This window comes from Mesorhizobium sp. M1D.F.Ca.ET.231.01.1.1, from assembly GCF_003999155.2.
GTDB lineage: Bacteria > Pseudomonadota > Alphaproteobacteria > Rhizobiales > Rhizobiaceae > Mesorhizobium.
In genome coordinates, this window is sequence record NZ_RZOZ02000003.1 from 319,088 (window position 1) to 343,384 (window position 24,297).

Here is a 24,297-nt window from a genome sequence, read left to right on the forward strand (position 1 = left end):
TCCTCACAGCATGCCGAAGGCAAGGCCGACGCCGACCGCGGCGCAGGAGGCGCCGGCAGCACGAGCCAGGCCACGGAAACGCAGGCCAAGGCCGAGCACGGCGGCGATGCCGATGGCATGAAGGAGCGCCGTCGCAACAGCGAAACCCGCCACATATTCGAGGCCGCCGGCATTCTCCGGCACTTCGGCGCCATGCGCGTGGCCGTGGAACAAAGCGAACAGGCCGATGATGGCCACACCCGCCGAGACCGGCAGGTCGACCGCCAGCGCGACCAGCAAGCCGAGCGCCACGACCGAGGCAAGGATGGCTGGCTCGACGAAGGGCACCGGCACATGCAGCATGCCGAGCGCGCCGCCGACCAGCATCACGCCGACAAAGGCGAGCGGCCATGCCCACACCGCCCGGCCGCCCTTCATCGCCGCCCACAGGCCGACGGCGATCATCACCGCCAAATGGTCGAGGCCGGACAGCGGATGCGCGAAACCGGCAGCGAAGGAAGAGGTGGTGCCGATGCCGATATGGGCGTAGGCCGGCATGGCGGCTGCCAGGAAGAGGATCGCGGCGAGCGTGGTGCATTTCGTCGAAGCGGAAATCATGGGCGCGTCTTTCCTTCTGAAAATTACCGGGTCAGGCGACCTTGCGGGGGCCGCAGCCTTCCGCCTTGAGCACGCGCTTGGCCGAGGCCGGGTATTTCCTCAGCATTGCCGCGGGCCGGACCGGTCGCGGCGCAAAATTGCCGCCGCAGTTCGGGCACACGCCGGCAAGCACGCCCTCCGCGCAACTGGCGCAGAAAGTGCATTCGAAGGTGCATATCCGCGCATCCGTCGCCTCGGGCGGCAGATCCCTGTCGCAGCATTCGCAATTGGGCCTGAGCTCCAGCATCGGTCCTCCCTTCGCCTTGTGGGCCTCACCTGATCGGCCCTCACCTGATCGGCTCGTGCACGGTCACCAGCTTGGTGCCGTCGGGAAACGTCGCCTCGACCTGGACGTCGTGGATCATCTCGGCGATGCCGTCCATGACCTGGGCGCGGGTGACGACATGCGCGCCAGCCTCCATCAGCTCGGCCACCGAGCGGCCGTCGCGGGCGCCCTCGACGACGAAGTCGGTGATCAGCGCGATCGCCTCCGGATGGTTGAGCTTGACGCCGCGCTCCAGCCGCTTGCGCGCCACGATCGCCGCCATGGCGATCAGCAGCTTGTCTTTTTCACGCGGCGTCAGATTCATGCGTCTTCCCGGTATTCAAGATCAACCATTCGAGGTCAGAGTGACCATAATTTGGGCAGGCCCGCCCGTCCGTTGAGCAGTTCGACGAGCGGAACCAGCCGCTTGCGGAGCTGGTAGCCGTCGCCGGCGGCGAGCCTCGCAAGAAGCTTGCCAGATTGCCCGACGCTCCAGAAACTGGCGCCGCCCCCACCACTGATGATGGGGTCGCCGATGATGGCGCGGGCCGGCTCGAGCAGGGCTTCCGCCCGCGGGGACACGAGAAGCAGCGTTGCGATTGCGCGCGCACCGCCTGCCACCGCCCGGCGCTGAAGGCCGGCCGCGATATCCGGCCCGATGCGAAAATCCTCGGCATGGATCAGCCTGCCGTCCTGGCGGACCCGCCAGCGGTCGTGGAAATTGCCCAGAACCGCCTGCTCGCCCATCGCCAGTCGGCCGAACAACGTCGCCTCCAACAGCAGCAGCTCGGCGCTACCCGCAAGCGTCACATCGAGCTTCCTCGCAAAGGCCGCCCGGTCGAAGACGATCGTCTCCTGCGGCAGCCAGGCAATCCTGCCGCCGGCGCCGACATCCAGGCTGACGGTCGTCTCGGCGCGATCGGAGGCGGCGCGATAGATTTTCTCGCAGGCCTGGGTGGTGATGGAGGCCGAAGCACCCTCGCCGACCTCGATCTCCCAGCCAAGCCGGTCGCCGCCGGTCAATCCGCCGGCCGTGTTGATGAGCACCGCCTCCAGCGGGTCGCCTTGCACTGCGGGCATGCGGATCTTGGCCGATCCGTCCTGGTAGAGACGTTGAAGGCGGGTCCGGCCGCCGCTTTTGCCGCAGAAAAGCCTGCCTCGCCCGGCAACACGTTGGGCGGCAAGCGGAGTATCGTCGATCATGTCCACGACACCAACGTTAAGCACTCCGGCGGCTTTGTCGATATATAGCTTGTTGCTTGACATCGTTTCGGTTTCTATAGAGGGAGCCACCTTGGAGCGGTCACGCGATGCCTGGCGAGGTAGGGGCGACGACGTCAGTGACTCCAGGGACTAAGGGGCGCTGATCAGTTGGCGTCGGAAAACGACAGGGGAAGGAACCGAATGGCTGACCAGCTGACGACTGAAATCATCGAAAAGATCAAGGCGCATGCCGAGCCGGGCGGCGAGGAGATCACCGCCAGCACCGATCTCAACACGCTGGGGATCCATTCGCTGGAGCTGACCGAGATCATCTTCGATCTCGAGGAGAAATACGGCATCGAGATCGAGATGAACACGGTCGACGCCTGGAGCAACCTCAAGAACGTCGGCGACATGGTCGAGGCGGTTCGCGAATTGATTGCGAAAAAAGCCTGATTGCATGCTCAAGCGCGTCGTCATCACCGGCATTGGTGGAATATGCGGGCTCGGCAACGATGTGCCGGCCATATGGAGCGCCATGCGCGAGGGCCGCTCGGCAATCGGCCCGATCGACAACCCTTCGCTGCATGACCTGAAGGTCAAGGTCGGCAGCGAAATCAAAACGTTGCCCGATCACGGCATCGACCGCAAGCAAGTGGTGTCGATGGACCGCTTCAGCCTGCTGGCGGTGATCGCGGCGCGGGAGGCGATGCAACAGTCCGGGCTCACCGCCCATGCCGACAACACCTACCGGATGGGCGCCGTCGTCGGCGTCGGCGTCGCAGGGTTCGAGACTATCGAGGAAAATTACCGCGCGATCCTGATCGAGGGGCGCAACCGCGCCGCAATCTTCACCGTGCCGAAAGTGATGCCGGGCGCGGCGGCCGGCCAGGTCAGCATGAGTCTCGGCCTGCGCGGGCCGGTGTTCGGCGTCACCTCGGCCTGCTCGTCGGCCAATCATGCCATCGCCTCGGCCGTCGACCAGATCCGGCTCGGCCGCGCCGACGTCATGGTCGCTGGCGGCACCGAGGCGCCGCTGGTCTGGGGCGTGCTCAAGGGCTGGGAAGCGCTGCGGGTGCTTTCGCCCGACACCTGCCGGCCCTTCTCGGCCGACCGCCAGGGCCTGTCGCTGGGCGAAGGCGCCGGCATGGCGGTGCTGGAGAGCTACGACCACGCCATGGCGCGCGGCGCCACCATCCTGGCCGAGATCGCCGGCGCGGGCCTGTCGGCCGACGCCTCCGACATCGTCGCGCCGACAGTCGAGGGACCGGAAGCGGCGATGCGCTTCTGCCTGGTGGATGCCGGGCTCAATCCCGAGGATGTCGACTATCTCAACGCGCATGGCACCGGCACCAAGGCCAACGACCAGATCGAGACCGCGGCGATCAAGCGCGTCTTCGGCGAGCATGTGGGTGCGCTCTCGGTCTCCTCGACCAAGTCGATGCATGCGCATTGCCTCGGCGCATCGGGCGGGCTGGAGATGATCGCCTGCGTCATGGCGATCCGCGACGGCATCGTCCCGCCGACCGCCAATTTCCGCGAGCCCGATCCCGAATGCGACCTCGACGTGACGCCGAACACGGCGCGCGAGCGCAAGGTGCGCGCGGCACTGAGCAACAGCTTCGCTTTCGGCGGCACCAATGCGGTGCTGGCTTTCAAGGCGATCTGATAGGGGCGATCTGATAGGGGCGATCTGATGCGGGCGGTTCTGACAGGGGCGCCGGCCAGCCGCCGGAACGCGCCCGCGACCCGGCGGACTGCCTTGATTGACTGTCCGTGCACGGCAAGGCCTATTGCCGGCATATTGATCCCGAAGGGCCGGGATCCCAATTCTTGCCCACCCGCCACGAGCGCCGCCCGGCGCCAATCCGCACCCGGAGCCTCCCGATGACCGACCTGTCCGCCTTTCCGATCACCAAGCGCTGGCCGGCCAAAAAACCAGACCTCCTGCAGCTCTACTCCTCCACGACGCCCAACGGGGTGAAGATCTCGATCGCGCTGGAGGAGATCGGCCTGCCCTACGAGCCGCACTATGTCGACATCGGCAAGAACGAGAGCTGGACGCCGGAATTCCTGTCGCTCAACCCGAACGGCAAGATACCGGCGATCATCGACCCGAACGGGCCCGACGGGAAGCCGATCGGGCTGTTCGAGTCCGGCGCCATCCTGCTCTACCTCTCGGACAAGACCGGCAAGCTGATCCCGGCCGATCCGATCCGGCGCTACGAGACGATCCAATGGGTGTTCTTCCAGATGGCCGCGATCGGCCCGATCTTCGGCCAGGTCGGCTTCTTCAACAAATTCGCCGGGCGCGAGATCGCCGACAAGCGGCCGCTGGAGCGCTATCGCGACGAGTCGCGGCGGCTGATCGGCGTTTTGGAAACGCGGCTCAAGGGCCGGCAATGGATCATGGATGATGAGTTCACCATCGCCGATGTCGCGACGCTCGGCTGGGTGCGAAACCTGATCGGCTTCTATGAGGCGCGCGACCTCGTCGGCTTCGACGATTTCCCGACCGTGGCGGCATGGCTGGAGCGTGGCCTCGCCCGGCCGGCCGTGCAGCGAGGCCTCGCTATCCCGGCGAGGGGCTAGTTCGCACTATTTGGCCTTGGATTTAGCGCCGCCCCGGCCGAGCACCGACGCGGCAAGCCGGGCGGTGGCGACCACCGCGCCGGTTGCAACGCTTGCGACGGTGCGGATCGGGCCCGACTTCGCCGCCGACTTATGCGGCTTCGCGGGCTTTGCGGCGGCCTTGTGCGCAGCGCCGGGCACGACTTTCTTTGGCGCGGCCTTGCCGAAAGCCGGCTTGGCGTCCCTGGTGCGCTCGGCCATCGCCTCGGCGGCGCCGGCCTTCGATTGCGTTGTCCTGGATTGATTGGCCCTGCTTCTCGCGGGCGCGGGTTTTCTGGTTCTGGTTGCCATCAGACGGTTCCCTGTTAATTGCTTGTGCAATTCCGGACGGAAAACCGTCACGCACTTTTCCTGGAATTGCTTCTGCGCCGGACAATTCGCGATAGGGCATAACGGCGTGAAACTCTTAAGGTTCCCGTCAAAAAATAGTGAAAATTGAGCTGGTTAACCAATCACCAGGTCTGCCTGTCGGCGGCGCGCCAGCACGCGCTCGATGTTGGGCATGTCGTTGGAGGCGATCCAGGCGCGGGCTTCCTCGTCGGACTTGCCATGGCCGCGCCAGCGCTCCATCAGGCGGCGCTCGAGCTCGTTGCGCGGCACGTCGACGAAGATGGTGAAATCGAACAAAGGCGCCAGCCGCGACCACGGCTCCTCGTCGAGCAGCAGATAGTTGCCCTCGACCAGGATGAACTTGGTGTCGGCGGAAATGATCTCGGCCGCGGCGCGCGACAGTTCGATACTGCGGTCGAAGACCGGAATGGCGATGTCGGGCTCGCCCGAGCGGATGCGCTTCAGAAGCGTCTCGAAGCCGGCGAAGTCGAAGGTTTCCGGCGCGCCCTTGCGCGCGCGCAGGCCCCGCCGATTGAGCACGATGTCGTCAAAATGGAAGCCGTCCATCGGCACTACTTCGGCTGAGCCCTCGGGCAGCAGCTCATGCAGCCTGCCCGATATGGTCGACTTGCCGGCTCCCGGCGGGCCGGCGATGGCGACGACGAAGCGCTTGGCCTTGCCGGCGCGCTTGAAGATGGCGGCGGTGATATGGGCTAAGTCGGACATCAACGCCTCTCCGTTAGCGATTGCGGTCCCATCTTGGCGGCTGTCGGCGGAAATTTCAAACGTGGTTCCTTGATGCCGAAGTTTCGACTGATTGTTTGGCAGTCTTCCGCCCTCGAGATTAGCCGAGACGCCTATCCCTTCGTCATCCACGGGCGGAGCAAGGACGCAGCGACGCGCGCAGACCCGAGGATCCATTCCGTGACGCCCGAGCGCTGCCGCGGTTCAGAATTCTGCGCCGTTGCGCTCTTCGGCGAATGTCACGGCATGGATTCCAGGGTCTGCGCGCGTCGCTTCGCTCCTTGCTCCGCCCCTGGAATGACGAACTCTCAGGCGCTCCGGCCTACCTCTCAGTCCGAAACCGAACGGCCGATGCGCAGGAACTCGCCGTCGAACGGCACCTCTAGCGCCGCGCCGCCGGAGGCAAGGATGCGTATCCCCTCGCGCGTGGTTTCGATGCCGCTTGGCGCCTCGGTATCGGCGAACGGAACCGCGCCGATGACATGGCGGAAGGAGACGCTGCGCCCCTCGGCCAGCGCGAAAGCCGTCGCCACGCCTTCGTGCTTCAGCCAGTTGTCGCCGAGCGAGGCGGCGTGGCCGACCGCGGCGCGGCCGTCCTCGATGCCGAGCACGCCGATGTGGCGGCCGCTCCAGGGCGCATAGTCGCGCCCGCCATTGCTGAACCACAGCATCGTGACCGGCAGCTCGGCCGGGTTCTTCAGCACCAGCACCAGATCCTGCTCGGCGCGACGGGCGAGCGCCGTCCAGCCCGGCCCGCCATGATCGGCCTCGACCAGGGTAATGAAATCCTCGCGGCGGTCTTCCATGCGGTAGTCGGTGAGATCGGCGGTGCCGCCGGCAGCGATCGGGAAATGAGCCAGATCGGTGGCGCGGGCGGGATAGGCGAGGCGAAACCGGCCGCGCGCCGGATCGGGCTCCAGCGGGGTGGCCGGCGTGACCGCCAGGCGCTTCGGTGAGAAGGCGAGCCTGCCGCCGCCCTGCATCGCCGTCATCGGATGATGGGCGACGGAAATGGCGCCGGAGCCGCCGGAAAAGATATGCTCCTGGTAGAGGAAGGGGTGGTTGTCGCGCAGCGTCAGGATCTTGTCGACGGCGGCGCCCATAACCTTGCGGCGCAGCCGGAAGACGGCGCGCCAGCCGCCGGGAACCGCGCCGTTTTCGACGACATCCCATTCGCTGTTGGCCGTCCAGCCGTGCAGGGGTGCGGCCTCGACATCGCTGGTGGAAAAAGGCGCGCAGAGGAAATCGCCGGACAGGCGCACGGTGCCTTCGGGAAGGTTTTCCGGCTGCGTCTCGCGCGGCGAACCGACCCAGGGCGCGCGGTGCAGCGGCTTCAGGACGCGACCGCCGGCCTCGACCTCCATGGCGGCGATGTGCCCGACCGCGAGGTCGAGCGAGACGGAAATGCCTTTAGCGTTGATCGTGACCGTGTTCATCGCTCAATCCCGCGAATCTTTTGCAAGGCGGCAGCAAAGCCTGCTCAGGGCTCTCGGTGCAAGCGCGGTGATGGGCATTTTGCATCACCGTCTACCCTCCCCCTTGTGGGGAGGGTCGGCGAGCGGTCGGAGCAACGCGGAGATCGCTCGACGGGGTGGGGGTCCAACCAAAAGAATCTTTTTCGACCCCCACCCCGATCCGCTGAGCGGATCGACCCTCCCCACAAGGGGGAGGGTGGGAGCCCCTATTGCCTCTTATACTCCCTGACCGGGGACTTCGTGCCGTCGGTGTAAGTCACCTGCACCGCCATCGACTTCACATCGTCGGCAACCGTGAAATAGGGCTGGTAGTCGGCGGGGATGGCGTAGGGGTCCTTGGCGTCGCAGGGCGGCATCTTGATCTCCTTGTCGAGCGCGGTGCCGTTCAGGCTGTAATGCACCGCCTTGATGGCGCAGCGGTAGGACAGCATCTGGGTGAAATAGACCAGGCCGTGATTGCCGCTGGCATCGAAGGCGATCCAAGAGGTCCAGAACTGGTCGAGAGTCTGCTTGTCGCCCTGCCGCAGCGCTGAATCCGGGTCGAAGCTTATGTCGAACGGGCCGGTCTCGCGGCCCCGGATGTCGAGATACTTTATGGCGATGGTGGTGGCCGCGGTGCTGTCGGGCAGCTCGAAGCTCGGGTTCGGCATCGGCTTGCCGGTGCGCTGGTCGTTGGTCGCGAGCATGCCGGTATCGGTGAACGGACCGTTGTCGCCGAGCCGCCAGGAAATCGCCGTCGCCGGCTCGGGCAGCGAAATCGTCATCGACCAGCCGGCATTGGAGCGCGTCGGCGTCAGCGTCGGCACGAAGCGAGATGGGTCGAGCACATCGCCAAGCGCGGCCAGCCGGCTGCGGCTGCGGTCCAGCCAGTCGGCCAGTTGCGTCTGGTCGACGAAATATTTGAGCAGCCCGCCATCCTTCTCATAGGAAACGAACTTGGTCAGCGCCTCGGCTTCGCTGCGCTTGTCGGCCAGCGTCTGGCTGCCGAGGCGGTCCTCGGAAAATTCCTGCGCCTCGAGGAAGTAAGCCGGCGCGTAGTCCGGATTGGCCGATATGAAGGCGTTGAGCTTGTCGAGCCGCTGGGCATCGTCGAACTGGAGCAGATGGACGAGCTTGATCGCCGGCGCCTTGGCCTTGTCGGCGAGCGTGCCGAACACTTCGCGCGCGCCGGCCTTGCCGTCCTGGACCCTCAGCAGCGTGGCAAAGCGTGTATAGGGGTCGATGGCGTCGACATTGAAGCCGGCAAAGGCGAGATAGGCGCGGCGGGCGTTGAGCATGTCGCCGGCAAGCTCATAGACGCGGGCGTTGTGATAGAACTCGTCGGGACGCGTGGGGTCGGCGATCGCCCCGCCCTGGGCTGAAAGCTGGGCAAAGCCCTTGGCGATCGCGTCGATCGAGGCGGCGATCTGCTCGGTGGTCGCCTGGAGTTTTTCGGCCTGGGCCTGCTGCTGTTTTTGGCCGGCGGCCAGTGTGTCGGTGGTCTGCTTGACCGCCTCGACCGTCTTCTGCGTCTCGGCGCCCTGCGCCGTCTGCTGTTGCTGGGCGGAGACGATCTGGTCGGTCTTCGCAGCCACCGTGTCGGTGGATTTCTTGACTTCCTCGACCGTCTTCTGCGTCTCGGTGACCGTCTTTTCGATCTTCGCCACCTTCTCGGAGACGATGCCGAGAGACTGCTGCAGCCCGGCCACCGCCGGCACCAGCGCAGCGATAACGCCGTTCTGCGAATTGGTTTCCTGCTGGACGCCGTAGACGCCGCCGGCGATCGCCGCCGCGCTTGTGGCGAAGATCAGCGCCGGCATGGCTTTCGCGGCCAGCACCAGGCGCAGCACCATGGCGACGGCGATGATCGCCGCGGCGACGGCGGCGATGAGCGCGATATAGGCGGCAAACGGCCCGAGCGGGTTGAGCACGTCCGACACCGCGCCGCTGAGGAAGGCGACGCTGCCCGCCCATTTGCCGGTGCGGCTGAGCGACGCCCGCAGCAGCGAGGTCGAACCCGTGGCGATTTCCGACATGCCGATCCCCCCGATTCCAAGCCGCAAACATCATAGCGGCAAGGGGGTGCGGATGGCAAAGCGGGCGCGAAAACCTGGGCAAATGCCTTATTGTCGCCGTTAACCAGTTGGACGCGGCGGATGGGTTACGTTAGCTTCGCCCGTATCTCAGCAACAGCTTAAGAACAATCTTGTCCCATCAGCGTCCCTTTTCGCTCCTCCACACATTGACCGCCGCCTTGGCGCTGCTCGTATTGGTCGGCTGCACCACCGTGGCGCCGCCGGAAAGCGTGCTGGCCGTGCCGGCCGCGCCGCAGAAATATGCGGCGATGGTGGTCGATGCCTCGACGGGCAAGACGCTGTTCGAGGTCAATTCGACGGCGCAGCGCTATCCTGCGTCGCTGACCAAGATGATGACGCTCTACATGCTGTTCGAGGCGATGCAGAGCGGCCGGGTGAGCAAGCAGACGCAGATTCCGGTGTCCGATCACGCCGCCTCGCAGCCGCCGACGAAACTGCGTTTCAGGCGCGGCGAGACGATCGACGTCGATTCCGCCATCCGCGCCATGGTGGTGAAGTCGGCCAACGACGTGGCGGTGGCGGTCGGCGAATATCTGGGCGGCGGCTCAGAGGACCAGTTCGCCGCCATGATGACCGCCAAGGCGCGCCAGCTCGGCATGGTGAGCACCAGTTTCCGCAACGCCTGCGGCCTGCCCGACGGCGGCCAGGTGACTTCAGCGCGCGACATGGCGGTGCTGGGACTGGCGCTCGAACACCGCTTCCCGCAGCATTTCCACTATTTCTCCGAAAGCGACTTTATGTTCCGCGGCCGGCTGGTGCGCGGCCACAACGACATGCTGGGACGGGTGCGCGGCGTCGACGGCATCAAGACCGGCTACATCCGCGCCTCCGGCTACAACATCGTCACCTCCTACAATGCCGACGGCAGGCATCTGATCGTGGTGGTGATGGGCGCCCAAAGCGCGCGCCAGCGCAACGACCATGTCGAGGCGCTGATCCAGCGCAGCCTGGGGCCGATGACGGCGGACGCGCAGCCAAGGCTGATGTATGCCGGCCAGCAGCCGGCCTCGCCGCCGCCCGGATTGCTGCCGCCCGGCACGACGGCGCCCGATTCGTCGCTGCCGGGTTTGCCGGCGTCCGATCTGCCGTCGGCCGATTTGGCGTCGCCTACTTCGCCGCTGCTGCCGGCGCAGTAGAGCGGAGAAAGTCTGAGACGTCGGCGGGACAGCGCCCCCCCTCTGTCCTGCCGGACATCTCCCCCACAAGGGGGGAGATTGGCTGTTTCTGCGCTCCGCTTATCCTGCAACCTCGGAGATTGGCGAAGGCCATAATGACGTCTGATCTCCCCCCTTGTGGGGGAGATGTCCGGCAGGACAGAGGGGGGCGCGAAGGATCACAGCCGATATTGCTTATCTAACCACCAGCACCGGGATCTGCGTCAGCGACACCACTTCCGCGGTCTGGCTGCCGAGCACCAGCCGGCCGATGCCGCGGCGTCCGTGCGAGGCCATGACGATGAGGTCGCAGCCTTCCGCGCGGGCCGTGTCGAGGATCGCCTCGGCGGGCGTCTTGTTCTCGATATGCAGGGTCTTCGCGCCGACGCCGAGCTTATCCGCCTCGGCCTTGCACTTCTCCAGCACCTCGCGGGCGTATTTGCGCGCGCTTTGCTCGTAGTTGGTGAGCTCCTCGGCGGCGACGTAGCCGGCCATGGCGCCGCCCCAGGCAAGCGTCGGGAACGGCTCGGAGACGGTGACGAAGGTGACGGTGGCGCCGAGGCCCTTGGCCAGTTCCAGGCCGTGGGCGACGCCCTTGCCGGCGAGTTCCGAACCGTCGGTGGCGATGAGGATGTGCTTGTACATGGTGGCGATCCCTCTTCATGCGGGGCGATGCGCGCCCCAGGTGGCGGGAGCCTGAGATCAGGCCTGATTGGGATATAGTTTGCCGACCGGGCCTGCCACAGGGCCAGGATGGGGCCAGCCGGTGGCGACCATGGCGCCAGCAGATGGGCATCAAGGCTTTCGGCGACGGCGCCGCCCCTCACCTGCCTGCCGGCATCCTCTCCCCGTATAGTGACGGGGAGAGGGGCGCTGTCATCGCCCGTTTCGCCAATCACCAGCGTTGCAAGAAGGTCGCCGAGGCGTCGCGCAGCCTCCTTCTCCCCGTCACTATACGGGGAGAAGGTGCCCGAAGGGCGGATGAGGGGCGGCGCGGGTTCCGGGGATTGGCCATTGCTCGCCAGCCCGTGGGGTTGCGTTCTCCGCTGAGGTTTGCGCCTCGACGGCGCCCTTCCATCACAACAACTTGTTCGGTCACACGCCCTTCACACGCACCATGGATATGCCGCGCCGGCTTGGCGTATCGTATCGGAAGCCTAAAGACAGGAGCACTGACCATGGCCGGCGATCCCAAGGCGCAGAACAAAGCCGACGACGAAAACGAAAGCGGCGGCGAATATTTCGAGGCGGCCACCGTGGCGGAGGAAGCGCATGAAGCGGCGGACGAGATCCTCGAAGCGCCGGAGGTGCCTGATTCCGAGCCGCACGTGCCCGGCACGACAAGGGTCAAGCCGAAGAAGAAACCGTCGGCGATCAGTGGCCGGAAATTCCGCAAGCGCGACCTGGTGCGCATCGATGATCTGAGGCCCAGCCTCGCCGACCGCATCCGCGCCGACCATCCCGACCTGCCGCGCGGCGCCCGCGTCAGCCGCGCCGAGCTCGCCCGCTACCGCATGCGCTACATGGAGGAATTGCTGCAGCAGGAGCACGGCGAATTCTCCGAGCTCGACCGCCAGGTGGTCGAATCGATCGCCAGGCAGGACACGATCTCGGAAAACTCGGAAGAGGAGTTCGAGGAGCACCGCTCCTTCGCCGACCGCGTCTCCGACAACATGGCCGAGTTCGGCGGCAGCTGGTGGTTCCTGATCTCCTTCGCGGCCGTGCTTTTGATCTGGATCGGCATCAATTTGTTCGAAGGCACTGTGGGGGCGTTCGACCCCTACCCGTTCATCCTGCTCAACCTGATGCTCTCCTGCATCGCCGCCATCCAGGCGCCGGTGATCATGATGAGCCAGAAGCGGCAGGAAGCCAAAGACCGGCTGCGCTCCTTCAACGACTACCGGGTGAACCTGAAGGCGGAGCTCGAAGTGCGGCACCTGCATGAAAAGCTCGACTACCTCATCTCGCGCCAATGGCAGCGCCTGGCCGAAATGCAGCAGATGCAGCTCGACGCGATGCACGAGCTGACCGCGAAGAAGCAGAAGCGCGCGGCACGAGGGGTGCGGCGGAGGACGGCGAAGGTCGAGGCGGAGGGGTGAGGAGCTAGGAGTTTGGGTTCCTCGCCCCACAATGTGGGGGGGGGGTCCGCAGGACGGGCGAGACCGGCGGCTCGCCCCGGAATGGTGGCTCGGCGAAGCCGAGACGAAGAGGGGGAGCGCCATCTCCGATTGCTCTATCGATAAGACAATCAGCCATCACAGGCCGACCGCACAATCGCCAATTGGCCGTTGAAGCCTGCCGCCGCTTCCGCTAAGAAGCCGTGGCTGGCCGGCTCACCGGCTGGTTCGTTTTCCGGTTTTCCGGGAAGCACCCGTAGCTCAGCTGGATAGAGCGCTGCCCTCCGAAGGCAGAGGTCACAAGTTCGAATCTTGTCGGGTGCGCCATCTATTTTGTAATAGAAATGTCTGCAAGACCTCGCCCCGACCTCCTGAATTTATAGCTTCAACCCATTTGTTCACACGGCTTAAATAACATGCCGCCCAGTACTTGCTGAGCCAACGCGGTCTATGTATCTTTGCCCGCCTGGAGGGGTGGGATGGACACTGAAAAAGCACAACAGATGCTGCTTACGCTTCAAAAAAGTGGCGTAGCTGGTTGGCAGGTATTGGATTTTATTGATAGTCCGCCGCTGTTTTCAGAGCAAAAAAGGGTGCCGATTATGCAGCCGTCAAGGTATTCGACACAGAGCTTATAACGAAGTTTGGTGGCGCTGCCCTGCTAGAGAGAATGGAGCGCGAGAAATGGCTCGTTGGGCACGATCATCCAAACATCGTAAAGATGATTGACTCTGGCGTTGAGCCGGAAACCAAAAATCATTTCCTTGTTATGGAATTGTTGGACGGGCCGAACCTGTCCAAAGCGTTAAATGCCGTATCGGCCGCCGCAATGCCCTCTCTTGTTGCGCAGCTCGCTTCTGCTGCCGAGTATCTGGAGAGCCGAGGGCTTGCACATCGGGATATCAAGCCGGCGAATATCGTAGTCGTGGAAAATATGAGCCGTCTGGTCCTCTTGGACTTCGGCGTTTTGAGACCCGTCGGCGAGAAAGGTCTCACCGACAACGGAGGGACACCTCTATTTGTGGGGACTAACCAGTACGCCTCTCCCGAGTTTGCGCTACGCCAAGAAGAGGACACTCCTGATGGCTGGCGCGCAGTGACCTTCTATCAGATTGGAGCGGTCATACACGATTTAATCATGAAGCGACCGCTTTTCGGCAACCACACTGGCGTCCCTGCTAGGCTTGCCCAGGCAGTTCAAAATGAGGTGCCCGCAATTCTCTCAACCGAAGCTCCTCCTTATCTCGTTACATTGGCGCAAAATTGCTTGGTCAAGTCCCCTAAGGCCCGCCTGCAAATGGTGAGCTGGGACAACTTTAGGCAACCGGCAGATAGACAGGACAGAGCTCTCGAACTGCAAGAGCGAATTCGTCAACGAGCAGCCGCGGCCAGGGTTCGCCAATCCGAAGCTACAAAGTATGAGGCCTCAACATCGTCCGGAGAAAGCCAGATACTGCATAGCGTCGGGGGGATCATCCGCGACATTTTGCGCGGCATCGGCCTTGATGACCCGCCATTGCCTCGACGCATTGTGTATGTCGTAACAGACCCACGAAGCGGGATACGGACAGATTTTGAGCCGCTTGCCGAGGTAGGTTTACCGGAAGGGCTTTCGATCTGCTTCCTGACCGAAGTGCTAGATGAAAAGAGCCGCGTTGTCGCGCTGGATGCTGGGTCTTCAAGCTGCAAGGAGGGGGCCGAGTGGCATCCCCCCGAACTCAACAGATTGTACACAGGGACAGTCGATCAGAAAGCAATCGAGGAAGCGGTATCTCTCTACGTATTCGGTAGCGTAGATAGTGCCCAGCAGAGGTCCATAAGTTCTGCATCCAGCGCGACGGAGGGACGCTGATGGAAGCAACTTGGTGGACGAAACCGGAGCAGCTTGACGCCGAGCAGCGTGACGTCGTGGCTCTTCCTTTGACCGGCAATCATTTGATTCTTGGTCCTCCTGGCAGCGGAAAGACTAATTTATTGCTGCTCCGAGCTTCATATCTGCAGGCCAACGGGATAAACAACTTCCAACTACTTACTGTTGGCCGTGTACTTCGCGAGTTTTTGGCCAGTGGAAGCGCCACCACGAAGATATCGCCGAATAAGATTGACACCTTTATGGGATGGGCTTCGGACATACTGGATAGCTGCGGTGTCGACTTTAGGATTAAGGGCAAGTATGACGATCAGAAGGAAGTAATTTTGACTCGCCTGGCTGAGCTAGACGATGATCAAGTCGACGATCACCGTTTGGACGCTATCCTTCTCGATGAATGCCAAGATTACTCGGTCCAAGAGATTGCTATCGTTGAGAGGTTTTCAAATAGACTTTTTGCAGCAGGCGACAATCGACAACGTATATATCGGCACAAGGGTGCCATCGAACGTTTGAAAGTTATTTGCCCTAACTTTAAGAACTTAACGTATCACTACAGAAACGGCATTAAGATATGCAGGGTCGCAGATGGCATCACCAATCTGGTCGACTCCAAAGACGGCTTAGAGGCAACCGCCCAATATCGGGAGCCGGATGCTCCTTCGCAAGTTATTTTCTCGGGCCCGGAGCCTCTTGCTGACCAGGTCGCGAAGGCGGTTAGCGCTTTGCAAGGACAGCTCAGAGCGTATCCGACCGGGATTCTTGGAGTGCTATGCCCGCTGGTCCAAGACGTAAAAGAGGTCTGGCAGATACTGTCCTCGACGCACCTTCAATCAGAGGTTCAGCTTCAACTATCTGATCATGGGTATACGGCTCTGGACCCAGAGCGCAGAATCCTAGTAGCCACAATACACGGAGCTAAGGGGCTCGAATTCCGAGCGCTGCATCTTCTGGCCATGGAAGGGATTGGAAATTTTCGCACGGGTCGAGCTCGCTTAGCCTATACAGGGGTTACGCGGGCGAAGACAAGTCTCACAATTTATCGTAGCGGACCGTTGATCGGCCCCTTACAAAATGGAGAGGCTGCGCTTTCGCCTCCACCTGCCTCTGTTGATTTGAAATCCTTGTTCAGCGGTTGACCAGACATGCAGACGCTTACGGTACTTGATCGGCGCTCATTTCTCGATTGGATCGCCGAGGATCTGGAATTAGGAAACCTGCCTCGCTCTCTGCCCGACATGATCGGATCGGTTGTGTCCAGAGGCAAGATTGGTCTGTTGTGGGAAGACACCGCACGCGGCCCGCTGAGCTTGCCATATCCGATAATCGTGGTGCCGGAAGAGGACTTGCGAGACTTCTTAGCGTGGACGAGCACGTATATCTCCAGTTACGCTCCCTTTACTGCCTTTTTCCGAGTATTGACCACTACTGACTTATTGAAGTTCGATTTACTCCAGAACCGCTTGCCGGTCCTACCCCACTCTTTGCTGACTGCGATGGCCTGCATCGCTGTGGCCGAAGCAGTAGTGCAAATGCCACAGGCGCCTCGATCGATAGCGAACGTTTCTGTCCAAGCTTGCCAGGCAACATTTTCGTATGCCGCCCTAAAAGCCTTAGCGTCAGGTCTCCATCCTGCGGATCTGCCGGAACTTTCGGAGGCTTGGGCGCATGCACGTCTTTTGACGGCGGACACGCCTTTGCGATTCGATGCTGATTCCTCAGCAATGTTTTGGATGATGGTTACCTCTAGTTTGATCGGTGATTCGGACGTCACACGCACCGATGCAGGTACGTGGACAGAGGCGATTGATGATTTAATACAAACCGCTAGATATGAAAGGCCGTTGAAGCTGTCTTTCGCATGGCAACAAATTGAGCGTGCTATTCCGTTTGCCGAATCGACAGAAAAGCAATTCGAGTTCCCTCGAGAGGAACAGCTTGCGTTCCTGGATCGCACTGCGCAAGCCTTGGTACGGTCTTCCCTACCCAAAGCACTGTCGGAAGCTTGGGTCGGCTTTCTCACCGCCCGACTATCAAACGGCTCTTTCGACTATGTGGGGGTCTTGGAGGGCGTTCGCGACGCGCTTCCCGGTTCGTTGTTGTGGTTTGCTCTTTTTTCATGTTGGCGGCCTGGTTTCGATGGGCTTGTGAACGGCCGCTGCCTTGGTCGGCGTGTTGCCCGGGAGGTTTTCGAGCGCACCAGTTTGTTTGACGCACCCACATGCGATATTTCGCTCACGGAATACGACATGTTGGGGGCCTCGCGATCCGCCGATTCACTACGGACAAAGGTGTCCTCCGTTGTTGATATAGAGCTGCTTCCTCTTATTTCGTCAAAATTCCGGGGTGCTGCGAGCGTAAGATCAGATGTTGTTCGTGATAAAGCTTCGGCCTTTAACGTTCCACGCCTGCGGCATGCGCTAATGGAAGCCCTGCAGGCATTGGATCCTTTGCCTGAACAACCTAAACAGACTAAAGTCGAGCCAGTTCTGCAACAGCGAAACCTCTTCGCCAAAGCTCCTACTCAGTCCAAGACCGGACGAGGCAAAAGGCAGATCAAATAGTCGGACTTTTGATCGCTGAGTACTACAATGGATTGGCCATTTGCCAATACTCGCACGCACTTAAATGATCCAAGGATTGTTTGGCCCCTCACAGCACCTCCCTAATCGCCGCCGCAAGCCGCTCCACCCCATCCCTCATCTGCGCGGCATCACACGCCGCGTAGCCCAGCACCAGCCCTTGGGTCGGCGTCGTGTTCTGAAAATATTTCGACAGCGGCGAGACGTTGATCGCCCTTTTTGCCGCCGCCTGGCTGACCTTGATGTCGTCGATGCCTTCCTTCAGGTAGCCCACCACCTGGATGCCGGCTTCGGCGGGGGACAGTGTGATCTCGTCGCGCAGGCGCTCGGTGACGATGTCGCGAAAAAGCTGGCGGCGCTGGGCGTAGATGCGGCGCATGCGTTTCAAATGCCGGCTCATATGGCCTTCGGTGATGAAATCGGCCAAGGCGGCCTGCAGCAGCAGGGGGGCGAACTGGCCGGTGGTGGAGATGGCGTTGACGATGCGCCCGGCGAGCTCGACCGGCAGCACCATGAAGCCGATGCGCAGCGCCGGGAACAGGAGCTTGGCGAAGGTGCCGACATAGATGACGCGGCCGGAGCGGTCCATGCTCTGGATCGCCGGCACGGGGCGGCCCTGAAACCGGTATTCGCCGTCGAAATCGTCCTCGATCACCCAGGCATTCGCGGTCTCGGCAATGTCGAGCAGGCGCAGCCGCTCCTCCATGCGCATGGTGATGCCGAGCGGATGCTGGCAGGCCGGCGTCACATAGATGAGGCGCGGCGAGAAGGCGGGCGAGTCTGACCTTTTATTGGAGCATGATCTTTGTCCGAAAGCCGGTTCCCACCTTTCGGGATCATGCTCTAAGCGCCAGCCGCGCTCCTGGTCGACCGGGATGGGAAGGATTCTTGCGCCGGCCACCGTGAAGGCGGCCTTGGCGCCGTAATAGCCGGGCTCCTCCATCCACACCGTGTCGCCGGGGTCGAGCAAGAGGCGCGCGAGAAGGTCGAAGGCGGCCTGCGCGCCGGTGGTGACGACGATCTGCTCGGGACGGCAGCGCACGCCGCGCGCGGAATAGAGATAGCCGGCGATCGCCTCCTTCAGCGCCGGATGGCCGGTCACGTCATAGGTGCCGAACAGCGTCTCGCCGCCATGGCTGGCGCGGCGCGCCACCAGCCGGCCCCAGACGCCGAACGGAAAGCTCGACGCATCCGGCATGCCGGGGTGGAAGGCGACATGCCCAGGCCTGCCGTGGTGGCAGGGCTGGCTGAGCAATTCCTCGCCTCGCCGCGAAGGCGCGCGCAGCGGTACGGGCGGTTCCTCGCGCGGTGACTCGCGCGGGCCGTCGGGCAGGTCGACGATGACGGGCCGCGCGCCCTGGCGGTTGGCAAGATAGCCTTCGGTGACGAGCTGGTCGTAAGCCGAGACGATGGTGTTGCGGCCAAGGCCGAGCTCGGCGGCCAGAGCGCGCGTCGAAGGCAGCTCCGAACCCGGCGGCAGCGCCCGGTTGCGGATGATGGCGACGAGGCCGTGATAGAGCTGGCGGGAGAGGTGCTCGGAGCTGGCGCGATTCACCGCCAGCATGTCGAGCGGGAAGGCCTGGGGTTTGGGGTGGGGGCGCATGGCTATCTCCTGCTATGGGTGCCACGGCAATCGCGTGCCGAGTACGCCAGCTTTCCAGGTCGAGTTCCTTCGCGCCCCCCTCTGTCCTGCCGGACATCTCCCCCACAAGGGGGGAGATTGGCGGTTCAGGCGCCTCGCTTCTCCTTTCGACGTTGGCGATAGGCGAAAGCCGTCGCGCCATCCGATCTCCCCCCTCGTGGGGGAGATGCCCGGCAGGGCAGAGGGGGGCGCTGTCCCGCCGACGTTAGACATTTTGCTGAACTCCATGCCATCCTCTCCATCCTGCCACAGCCGCCGGCGCGCACAACTGGTTCCTTCATTTTCCGGAAAACTGGCCCTCGCGATGGGGACAGAGCGGCGTAGACTTGGCGCAGTGACGTTGGGGTAAGACGCAAGGCAAGTTTGGGCAGGGCACTGGGAGGGCGTCCGGCCAAACGAAAACGGCAGGGCTTCGCATCCTGCCGATGCAGCCATTTTCCTCCCGACAGGAACACCCCGCAGCCTTGCGGCCGCGGGTGGAAGGCGGGCAATGGGCACGGTTCGACTTGGCATCAATCCGATCACCTGGACCAATGATGACGTGCCGGAATTGGGCGGCGACACGCCGCTCGAGACGTGCCTCAGCGAAACCGCTGAAGCCGGCTATGCCGGCACCGAGCTCGGCGGCAAGTTCCCGCGCGAGGCCCGCACGCTAGGGCCGATCCTCAACCATTACGGGCTGGCGCTGGTCTCCGGCTGGTATGACGGCCGCATCTGCGAGAAGGAGGTGGAGGAAGAGTTCGAGGCGATCCGCCCGCATCTGACGCTGCTCAGGGAGCTTGGCGCCAGACATGTCGTCTATGCCGACACCTCGCGTGGCCGCCACGGCGCGATCCATGATCCGATCTCGCAGCGGCCAAAACTTTCGGCCGAGGAGTGGAAGCCCTACGGCGAAAAGATCACGCGGCTGGCCGAACGTTTTGCTGACTTCGGCGTCGGCATGGCCTTTCATCATCACATGGGCACGATCGTCGAGACCGATGCCGAGATCGACATGCTGATGAAGGTGACCGGCGCGGCGGTCGGGCTGCTCTACGACACGGGCCACTGCGCCTTCTCCGGCGGCGACCCGGAACAATTGCTGCGCCGGCATGTCGGCCGGGTGGTCCATGTCCATTGCAAGGATGTGCGCCCGGCCATCTTAAGGAAGGCGCGCGCGGCCGATATGAGCTTCATGGGCGCGGTGATGGAAGGTATTTTCACCGTGCCCGGCGACGGCGCGATCGACTATCCGAGCCTGCTCAAGATCCTGGCCGACGAGGGCTATGCCGGCTGGCTGGTGGTGGAGGCCGAGCAGGACCCGGCCAAGGCGCATCCGCTGACCTATGCCACGATGGGCCACCGCAATTTGAAGGCGCTGGCGCAAGGCGCAGGCTTCAGCGTGGACGAGCGCAAGGGGTGAAGGCAGAATGAGGCGCCGGGGAAGGCGATGAGTTCGGTCCTGTACAGAAGCGTGGTCAAGAATTTCGGCGCGCTCAACGTGCTGCGATCGCTCGACCTTGCCGTGCCGGACCACAAGTTCCTCGCGCTGCTCGGCCCGTCGGGCTGCGGCAAGACGACGGCGCTGCGCATCCTGGCCGGATTGGACATGCCGACCGCCGGCAAGGTCTTCATCGGCGAGCGCGACGTCACTCGCCTCCAGCCGCGCGACCGCGACATCGCCATGGTCTTCCAGAGCTACGCGCTCTATCCGCAGATGACGGTCGCCGAAAACATCGGCTATCCGCTGTGGATCCGCGGCACGCCGGAGGCCGGGCGCAAGGCCAAGATCGGCGAGGTCGCCGCCATCCTCGAAATCGGCCATCTGCTCGACCGCCGACCACGCCAGCTCTCCGGCGGCCAGCGCCAGCGCGTGGCGCTGGCCCGCGCGATCGTGCGCGATCCGGCGGCCTTCCTCATGGACGAACCGCTATCCAATCTCGACGCGCGGCTGCGGCTCACCATGCGCGGCGAGATCAAGCGGCTCTGCCAGCGCCTCAGCGCCACCACCATCTATGTCACCCACGACCAGGTCGAGGCCTTGACCATGGCCGACCTGGTCGCCGTCATGCATGGCGGCGAGCTGCAGCAGATGGCGGCGCCCATCGACATCTACGACCGTCCGGCGAACCGCTTCGTCGCCACTTTCGTCGGCAATCCGCCGATGAACATCCTGCCGGCAGCGCCAGGCGAGCAGGGTGTGACGGTCGGTGCCAAGATCGTGCCGTTGGAGCGAACGCGGCTTACCGCGTGCCGCCTTGCCGAGATCGTCGAGATCGGGCTCAGACCGGAGGACTGCAGCGTCGCCGAGCCAGACGAACCGGGCGCGCTGCCCGGCGAAATCTATGTCGTCGAGCCGATGGGCAACGAGACGCTGGTCAATGTGCGGCTCGACCGCGGCAACGTCTCGGTACGGGCGGGCCGCGATTTCAGGGGCGCGGTCGGTGAAAGCATCGGCGTCGCCTTCGACCCGGCGAACGCCTCTTTCTTCAATTCGGCAGGCCTTACCAGCGTCCACAGGGTCAACAACAATGGGAGAGTGAAATGATGCATTCCAGCAGACTTACTCGCCGCTCCGTCGTCAAGGGCGGGCTCGGCCTGGCTTTGGCCACCACGGCCCTCACCACGCTCGGCCTGCCCATGCCCGCCAGGGCCGCCGGCAAGAAGGTGATCATCGGCGCCTTCGCCGATGGCGGGCTGACGCCGTTCAAGCAGAAGATCATCCCGCTGGCGAAGGAACAGGGCTTCGACGTCGAGTTCCTCGAGGATGAATATGGCGTGACGCTGGAGAAGTGGTTCGCCGACGCCCAGACCGGCGCCGGCCAGTATGACCTCTACCTGCTCGACGATCCATGGGTGCCGCAGTTCGGCGCCGCCAATGTGCTCGAGGATCTCGGCGCCGGCGGCATCGACGGCTCCGACAAGGACTGGATCGGCTCGATGATCGACATGGGTTACTGGCCGCCGCAGCAGGGGCCGCGCGTCAAGGGCTTCGAAAGCGCCAAGCCGACGCTGATCTGCGTGCCTTTCGTCGGCGACCTGCAGACGCTCACCTACCGCAACGACGTCTTCAGCGGCGGCGCGCCGAAGACCTGGGACGAGGTGATCGCCAAGGGCAAGGAAGGGGTGGCGGCCGGAAAGATCAAGTACCCGGTCGTCTTCCGCGGCGTCTCCGGCAACCCGATCGTCACCAGCTGGTATCCGATCTTCCTGTCGTTTGGCGGCTCCTTCTTCGACGACAAGTGGAACCCGATCTTCAACTCGGCGGAGGGCAAGGCATCGGCCGATTTCTTCGTCGGCACGATGAAGCAGAACGCGCCGAGCGGCGTGGTCGAGTTCGACTCCGATCAGGAGGGCGCGGCGATCCTCGGCGGCGATGCCGGCGCCATCATCCAGTACTCGGGCAACGCATTGAAGGCCGACGATCCCGCCCAGACCAAGGTCGCCGGCAAGCTCGACTTCGGCGTCGTGCCGAAGCAGGAGAAGGCGATCGCCCAGATGGGCATCTTCATCGCCGGCGTGCCGAAATCGGCGCCCAACAAGGGGAACTCGATCGAGTTCCTGAAGTGGTATGTCAGCGCCGAAACCCAGGCCAAGCTGTCGGAAGCGGGCTCGATCCCGGTCAAGCGCAGCGCCTTCGGCGTCGCCAAGCCCGGCAACCGGCTGATCCCGGTCGCCCTCAAGCAGCTCGACGCCGGCGCGCTGCCAAGGCCGCGCACGCCGGACTGGGCGAAGGTCGAGGAACTGCTCGGCATCGAGCTCAACAAGGCGCTGCAGGCAGGCTCCGGCGGCGGCGCGGCATTGGACACGGCGGCCAAACAGGTCAAGGACTACCTGACCACGGCCGGCTACTACTGATGCAAGGCGCGAGGCAGGCACGCAAGTATCGCCTGCAGGGGGCGGGGCTCGACCTCGCCCTCCCGTACCTCATGCTGGCACCGGGCCTGATGATCGTGCTCGGCGTGCTGGTCTATCCGCTCTGGGATGGTCTCAGGGCCAGCACCAGGGCCTACCGTTACGGCTCGCCGGTGTCCGATGTCGGATTGCAGAACTATGTACGCCTGTGGAGCGACGCCCAGTTCCTGAATTCGCTCTGGGTCACGGTGAAGTTCGTCGCGCTGTCGGTGTCGCTCGAGGCGGTGCTCGGCTTCGCGCTGGCGCTGTTTTGCCTGCACGAGTTTCGCGGCATCCGCCTGCTCAGGACAGTGCTCATCATTCCGATGGTGATCACGCCGGTCGTCGTCGCCATCGTCTTCCGCCTGATCTACGCCAGCGATGCCGGCATGCTGACGGCGCTGTCCGAAGCAATCGGCGGCGGCCCGGTGCAGATCCTCGGCAATCCGCTCAACGCCTTCATCGGGCTTGTCGTCCTCGACGTCTGGGAATGGACGCCGCTGATGTTCCTGATCCTGCTCGCCGGGCTGCAGTCGCTGCCGCACGAGCCTTTCGAGGCGGCGCGCGTCGACGGCGCGGGCGCGTGGCGGGTGTTTGCCGATCTCACCTTCCCGATGATGCGGCCGGTGCTGGCGGTGGCGATCGTGCTGAGGACCATCGACGCCTTCGGCACCTTCGACCAGGTCTTCGTGCTGACGCGCGGTGGGCCGGGCGAGGCGACCAGGCTGGTTTCAATCTACGGCTACGACACCGCCTTCAAATTCCAGCAGACCGGGTATGCGGCGGCGCTGTTCGTGACCATCGGCCTCGTCGTGCTCGCGCTCGCCTTCAGCGCCATCAGGCTTCTGCGCAGGGTCGACGCGTCGTGAGCACCCGTCTGGCGCGCATCCTGACGACGATCTTCGTGCTGGCCGTCGTGCTTTTGCCGATCTACTGGCTGGTCTCCACCTCGCTCAAGCCCAACCGCGAGATCACGCAGGAAGGCACGCTCTACCCGCATGTGCCGACGCTCGACAATTACGTCCGGCTGTTCACCGAGAAGCAGTTCGGCTCCTACCTGACGAACTCGCTGGTGGTGACCTTCTTCTCCGTCGCGATCGCGCTGGTCGTCGGCGCGATGGGCGCTTACGCGATCGTCAGGTTCCGCTTGCCTTTCGCCATGGAGGGCAAGGTCGGCCTGTTCCTTTTGACGCTGCGCATCATCCCGCCAGTGGTCATCCTGATCCCCGTCTATCTCTTGATGCTGAGCCTCGGCCTGCTCGACACCTGGCTTGGGCTGATCGCCACCTATACCGCCTTCAACGTCACCTTCTGCGTCTGGATGATGGAGAGCTTCTTCCGCGAGATCCCCGTCGATCTCGAGGAGGCCGCGATGGTCGACGGCGATTCGCGCTTCGGCGCCTTCCGCCGCATCACGCTGCCGCTGGCAGCACCCGGGCTGGCGGCAACCGCGATTTTCGCGGTGCTGGTCACCTTCAACGAATTCCTTTTTGCGCTGGCGCTGACGGCGACGCCGAGGGCGATGACCATGCCGCGCGGCACCGCGACGCTCATCGGACGCATCGACACCGACTGGGCCTCGATGGCGGCGGCCGGCGTCATCGGCGCGCTGCCGATCGTCTTTTTCGCGCTCCTGGTGCAGCGCCATCTGGTGCGCGGGCTCACCATGGGCGCGGTGAAATGAATGCCGGCCGGGCAGC

Annotated in this window: 24 protein-coding genes and 1 tRNA gene; 15 read left to right on the forward strand and 10 right to left on the reverse strand. The window is 63.6% G+C overall.

Annotated features, from left to right (window positions below):
- Positions 1 to 3 precede the first annotated feature (3 nt).
- Genes EN874_RS10990 through EN874_RS11005 form a run of 4 tightly spaced genes read right to left on the reverse strand, consistent with a single transcriptional unit; the run spans position 4 to position 2,110 of the window.
- Entirely contained in the window at positions 4 to 597 is a 594-nt protein-coding gene (locus EN874_RS10990; RefSeq protein WP_127424795.1) for a HupE/UreJ family protein, read from the reverse strand.
- 31 nt (positions 598 to 628) lie between these two features.
- Entirely contained in the window at positions 629 to 883 is a 255-nt protein-coding gene (locus EN874_RS10995; protein ID WP_127424796.1) for a DUF1272 domain-containing protein, read from the reverse strand.
- A 40-nt stretch (positions 884 to 923) separates the two neighbouring features.
- A complete protein-coding gene (locus EN874_RS11000; protein ID WP_059188709.1) occupies positions 924 to 1,226 on the reverse strand; it encodes an urease subunit gamma in 303 nt (100 codons plus the stop codon).
- A 35-nt stretch (positions 1,227 to 1,261) separates the two neighbouring features.
- Positions 1,262 to 2,110, reverse strand: a complete 849-nt coding sequence (locus tag EN874_RS11005; RefSeq protein ID WP_168247458.1) for an urease accessory protein UreD — start codon at positions 2,108 to 2,110, stop codon at positions 1,262 to 1,264.
- A 195-nt stretch (positions 2,111 to 2,305) separates the two neighbouring features.
- Between EN874_RS11005 and EN874_RS11010 the strand changes: the two genes are divergently transcribed.
- From EN874_RS11010 to EN874_RS11020, 3 genes are all read left to right on the forward strand, one after another.
- Entirely contained in the window at positions 2,306 to 2,560 is a 255-nt protein-coding gene (locus EN874_RS11010) for an acyl carrier protein (RefSeq protein ID WP_126086459.1), read from the forward strand.
- A 4-nt stretch (positions 2,561 to 2,564) separates the two neighbouring features.
- On the forward strand, positions 2,565 to 3,773 hold the full coding sequence (locus tag EN874_RS11015; RefSeq protein ID WP_126086460.1) for a beta-ketoacyl-[acyl-carrier-protein] synthase family protein: 1,209 nt from the start codon (positions 2,565 to 2,567) through the stop codon (positions 3,771 to 3,773).
- Positions 3,774 to 3,991: 218 nt separating this feature from the next.
- A complete protein-coding gene (locus EN874_RS11020) occupies positions 3,992 to 4,696 on the forward strand; it encodes a glutathione binding-like protein (RefSeq protein WP_127424798.1) in 705 nt (234 codons plus the stop codon).
- Between the two features lie 6 nt (positions 4,697 to 4,702).
- Here EN874_RS11020 and EN874_RS11025 read toward each other — a convergent pair whose 3' ends face one another.
- The 4 genes from EN874_RS11025 to EN874_RS11040 form a co-directional block, all read right to left on the reverse strand.
- Complete coding sequence (locus tag EN874_RS11025) at positions 4,703 to 5,026, reverse strand: hypothetical protein (protein ID WP_127424799.1); 324 nt, start codon at positions 5,024 to 5,026, stop codon at positions 4,703 to 4,705.
- Between the two features lie 153 nt (positions 5,027 to 5,179).
- Positions 5,180 to 5,791: a nucleoside triphosphate hydrolase gene (locus EN874_RS11030; protein ID WP_126086463.1), complete on the reverse strand. Its 612-nt coding sequence runs from the start codon at positions 5,789 to 5,791 to the stop codon at positions 5,180 to 5,182.
- Positions 5,792 to 6,138: 347 nt separating this feature from the next.
- A complete protein-coding gene (locus tag EN874_RS11035; protein ID WP_127424800.1) occupies positions 6,139 to 7,245 on the reverse strand; it encodes a hypothetical protein in 1,107 nt (368 codons plus the stop codon).
- A gap of 245 nt (positions 7,246 to 7,490) precedes the next feature.
- Complete coding sequence (locus EN874_RS11040) at positions 7,491 to 9,299, reverse strand: methyl-accepting chemotaxis protein (protein ID WP_127424801.1); 1,809 nt, start codon at positions 9,297 to 9,299, stop codon at positions 7,491 to 7,493.
- Positions 9,300 to 9,469: 170 nt separating this feature from the next.
- On the opposite strand from EN874_RS11040, the gene EN874_RS11045 reads away from it, so the two are divergent.
- Complete coding sequence (locus EN874_RS11045; RefSeq protein ID WP_127424802.1) at positions 9,470 to 10,495, forward strand: D-alanyl-D-alanine carboxypeptidase family protein; 1,026 nt, start codon at positions 9,470 to 9,472, stop codon at positions 10,493 to 10,495.
- 213 nt (positions 10,496 to 10,708) lie between these two features.
- On the opposite strand, the gene EN874_RS11055 is transcribed toward EN874_RS11045, so the two are convergent.
- A complete protein-coding gene (locus tag EN874_RS11055; protein ID WP_127424803.1) occupies positions 10,709 to 11,158 on the reverse strand; it encodes a universal stress protein in 450 nt (149 codons plus the stop codon).
- 533 nt (positions 11,159 to 11,691) lie between these two features.
- On the opposite strand from EN874_RS11055, the gene EN874_RS11060 reads away from it, so the two are divergent.
- The 6 genes from EN874_RS11060 to EN874_RS11080 all read left to right on the forward strand — a co-directional run bounded on the left by EN874_RS11060 (position 11,692) and on the right by EN874_RS11080 (position 17,064).
- Positions 11,692 to 12,612: a DUF1003 domain-containing protein gene (locus tag EN874_RS11060; RefSeq protein WP_126086468.1), complete on the forward strand. Its 921-nt coding sequence runs from the start codon at positions 11,692 to 11,694 to the stop codon at positions 12,610 to 12,612.
- A 268-nt stretch (positions 12,613 to 12,880) separates the two neighbouring features.
- A tRNA-Arg gene (locus EN874_RS11065) sits at positions 12,881 to 12,957 on the forward strand.
- Between the two features lie 152 nt (positions 12,958 to 13,109).
- Positions 13,110 to 13,268: a hypothetical protein gene (locus EN874_RS33680; RefSeq protein ID WP_168247436.1), complete on the forward strand. Its 159-nt coding sequence runs from the start codon at positions 13,110 to 13,112 to the stop codon at positions 13,266 to 13,268.
- Complete coding sequence (locus tag EN874_RS11070) at positions 13,265 to 14,482, forward strand: protein kinase (protein WP_245513545.1); 1,218 nt, start codon at positions 13,265 to 13,267, stop codon at positions 14,480 to 14,482. The genes EN874_RS33680 and EN874_RS11070 overlap by 4 nt, the downstream gene beginning before the upstream one ends.
- Complete coding sequence (locus EN874_RS11075) at positions 14,482 to 15,639, forward strand: UvrD-helicase domain-containing protein (protein WP_127424805.1); 1,158 nt, start codon at positions 14,482 to 14,484, stop codon at positions 15,637 to 15,639. The genes EN874_RS11070 and EN874_RS11075 overlap by 1 nt, the downstream gene beginning before the upstream one ends.
- Positions 15,640 to 15,645: 6 nt before the next feature.
- Positions 15,646 to 17,064, forward strand: a complete 1,419-nt coding sequence (locus tag EN874_RS11080) for a hypothetical protein (RefSeq protein ID WP_127424806.1) — start codon at positions 15,646 to 15,648, stop codon at positions 17,062 to 17,064.
- A gap of 88 nt (positions 17,065 to 17,152) precedes the next feature.
- Here the strand turns inward: EN874_RS11080 and EN874_RS11085 are convergent, their stop codons facing one another.
- Positions 17,153 to 18,685 carry a PLP-dependent aminotransferase family protein gene (locus EN874_RS11085; RefSeq protein WP_127424807.1) on the reverse strand — a complete coding sequence of 511 codons (1,533 nt, stop codon included), beginning with the start codon at positions 18,683 to 18,685 and terminating at the stop codon, positions 17,153 to 17,155.
- A 529-nt stretch (positions 18,686 to 19,214) separates the two neighbouring features.
- Here EN874_RS11085 and iolE point away from each other — a divergent pair.
- Genes iolE through EN874_RS11115 form a run of 5 tightly spaced genes read left to right on the forward strand, consistent with a single transcriptional unit; the run spans position 19,215 to position 24,281 of the window.
- Positions 19,215 to 20,126, forward strand: a complete 912-nt coding sequence (gene iolE / locus EN874_RS11095; protein ID WP_127424808.1) for a myo-inosose-2 dehydratase — start codon at positions 19,215 to 19,217, stop codon at positions 20,124 to 20,126.
- A gap of 27 nt (positions 20,127 to 20,153) precedes the next feature.
- Positions 20,154 to 21,251, forward strand: coding sequence for an ABC transporter ATP-binding protein (locus EN874_RS11100; RefSeq protein WP_127424809.1), 1,098 nt, complete (start codon positions 20,154 to 20,156; stop codon positions 21,249 to 21,251).
- Positions 21,248 to 22,561 (forward strand): extracellular solute-binding protein, encoded by a 1,314-nt coding sequence (locus EN874_RS11105; RefSeq protein WP_127424810.1) that lies wholly within the window; start codon positions 21,248 to 21,250, stop codon positions 22,559 to 22,561. The genes EN874_RS11100 and EN874_RS11105 overlap by 4 nt, the downstream gene beginning before the upstream one ends.
- A complete protein-coding gene (locus EN874_RS11110) occupies positions 22,561 to 23,466 on the forward strand; it encodes a sugar ABC transporter permease (RefSeq protein WP_127424811.1) in 906 nt (301 codons plus the stop codon). Before EN874_RS11105 ends, EN874_RS11110 begins: the two co-directional genes overlap by 1 nt.
- A complete protein-coding gene (locus tag EN874_RS11115; RefSeq protein WP_126086479.1) occupies positions 23,463 to 24,281 on the forward strand; it encodes a carbohydrate ABC transporter permease in 819 nt (272 codons plus the stop codon). Before EN874_RS11110 ends, EN874_RS11115 begins: the two co-directional genes overlap by 4 nt.
- Positions 24,282 to 24,297: the final 16 nt, after the last annotated feature.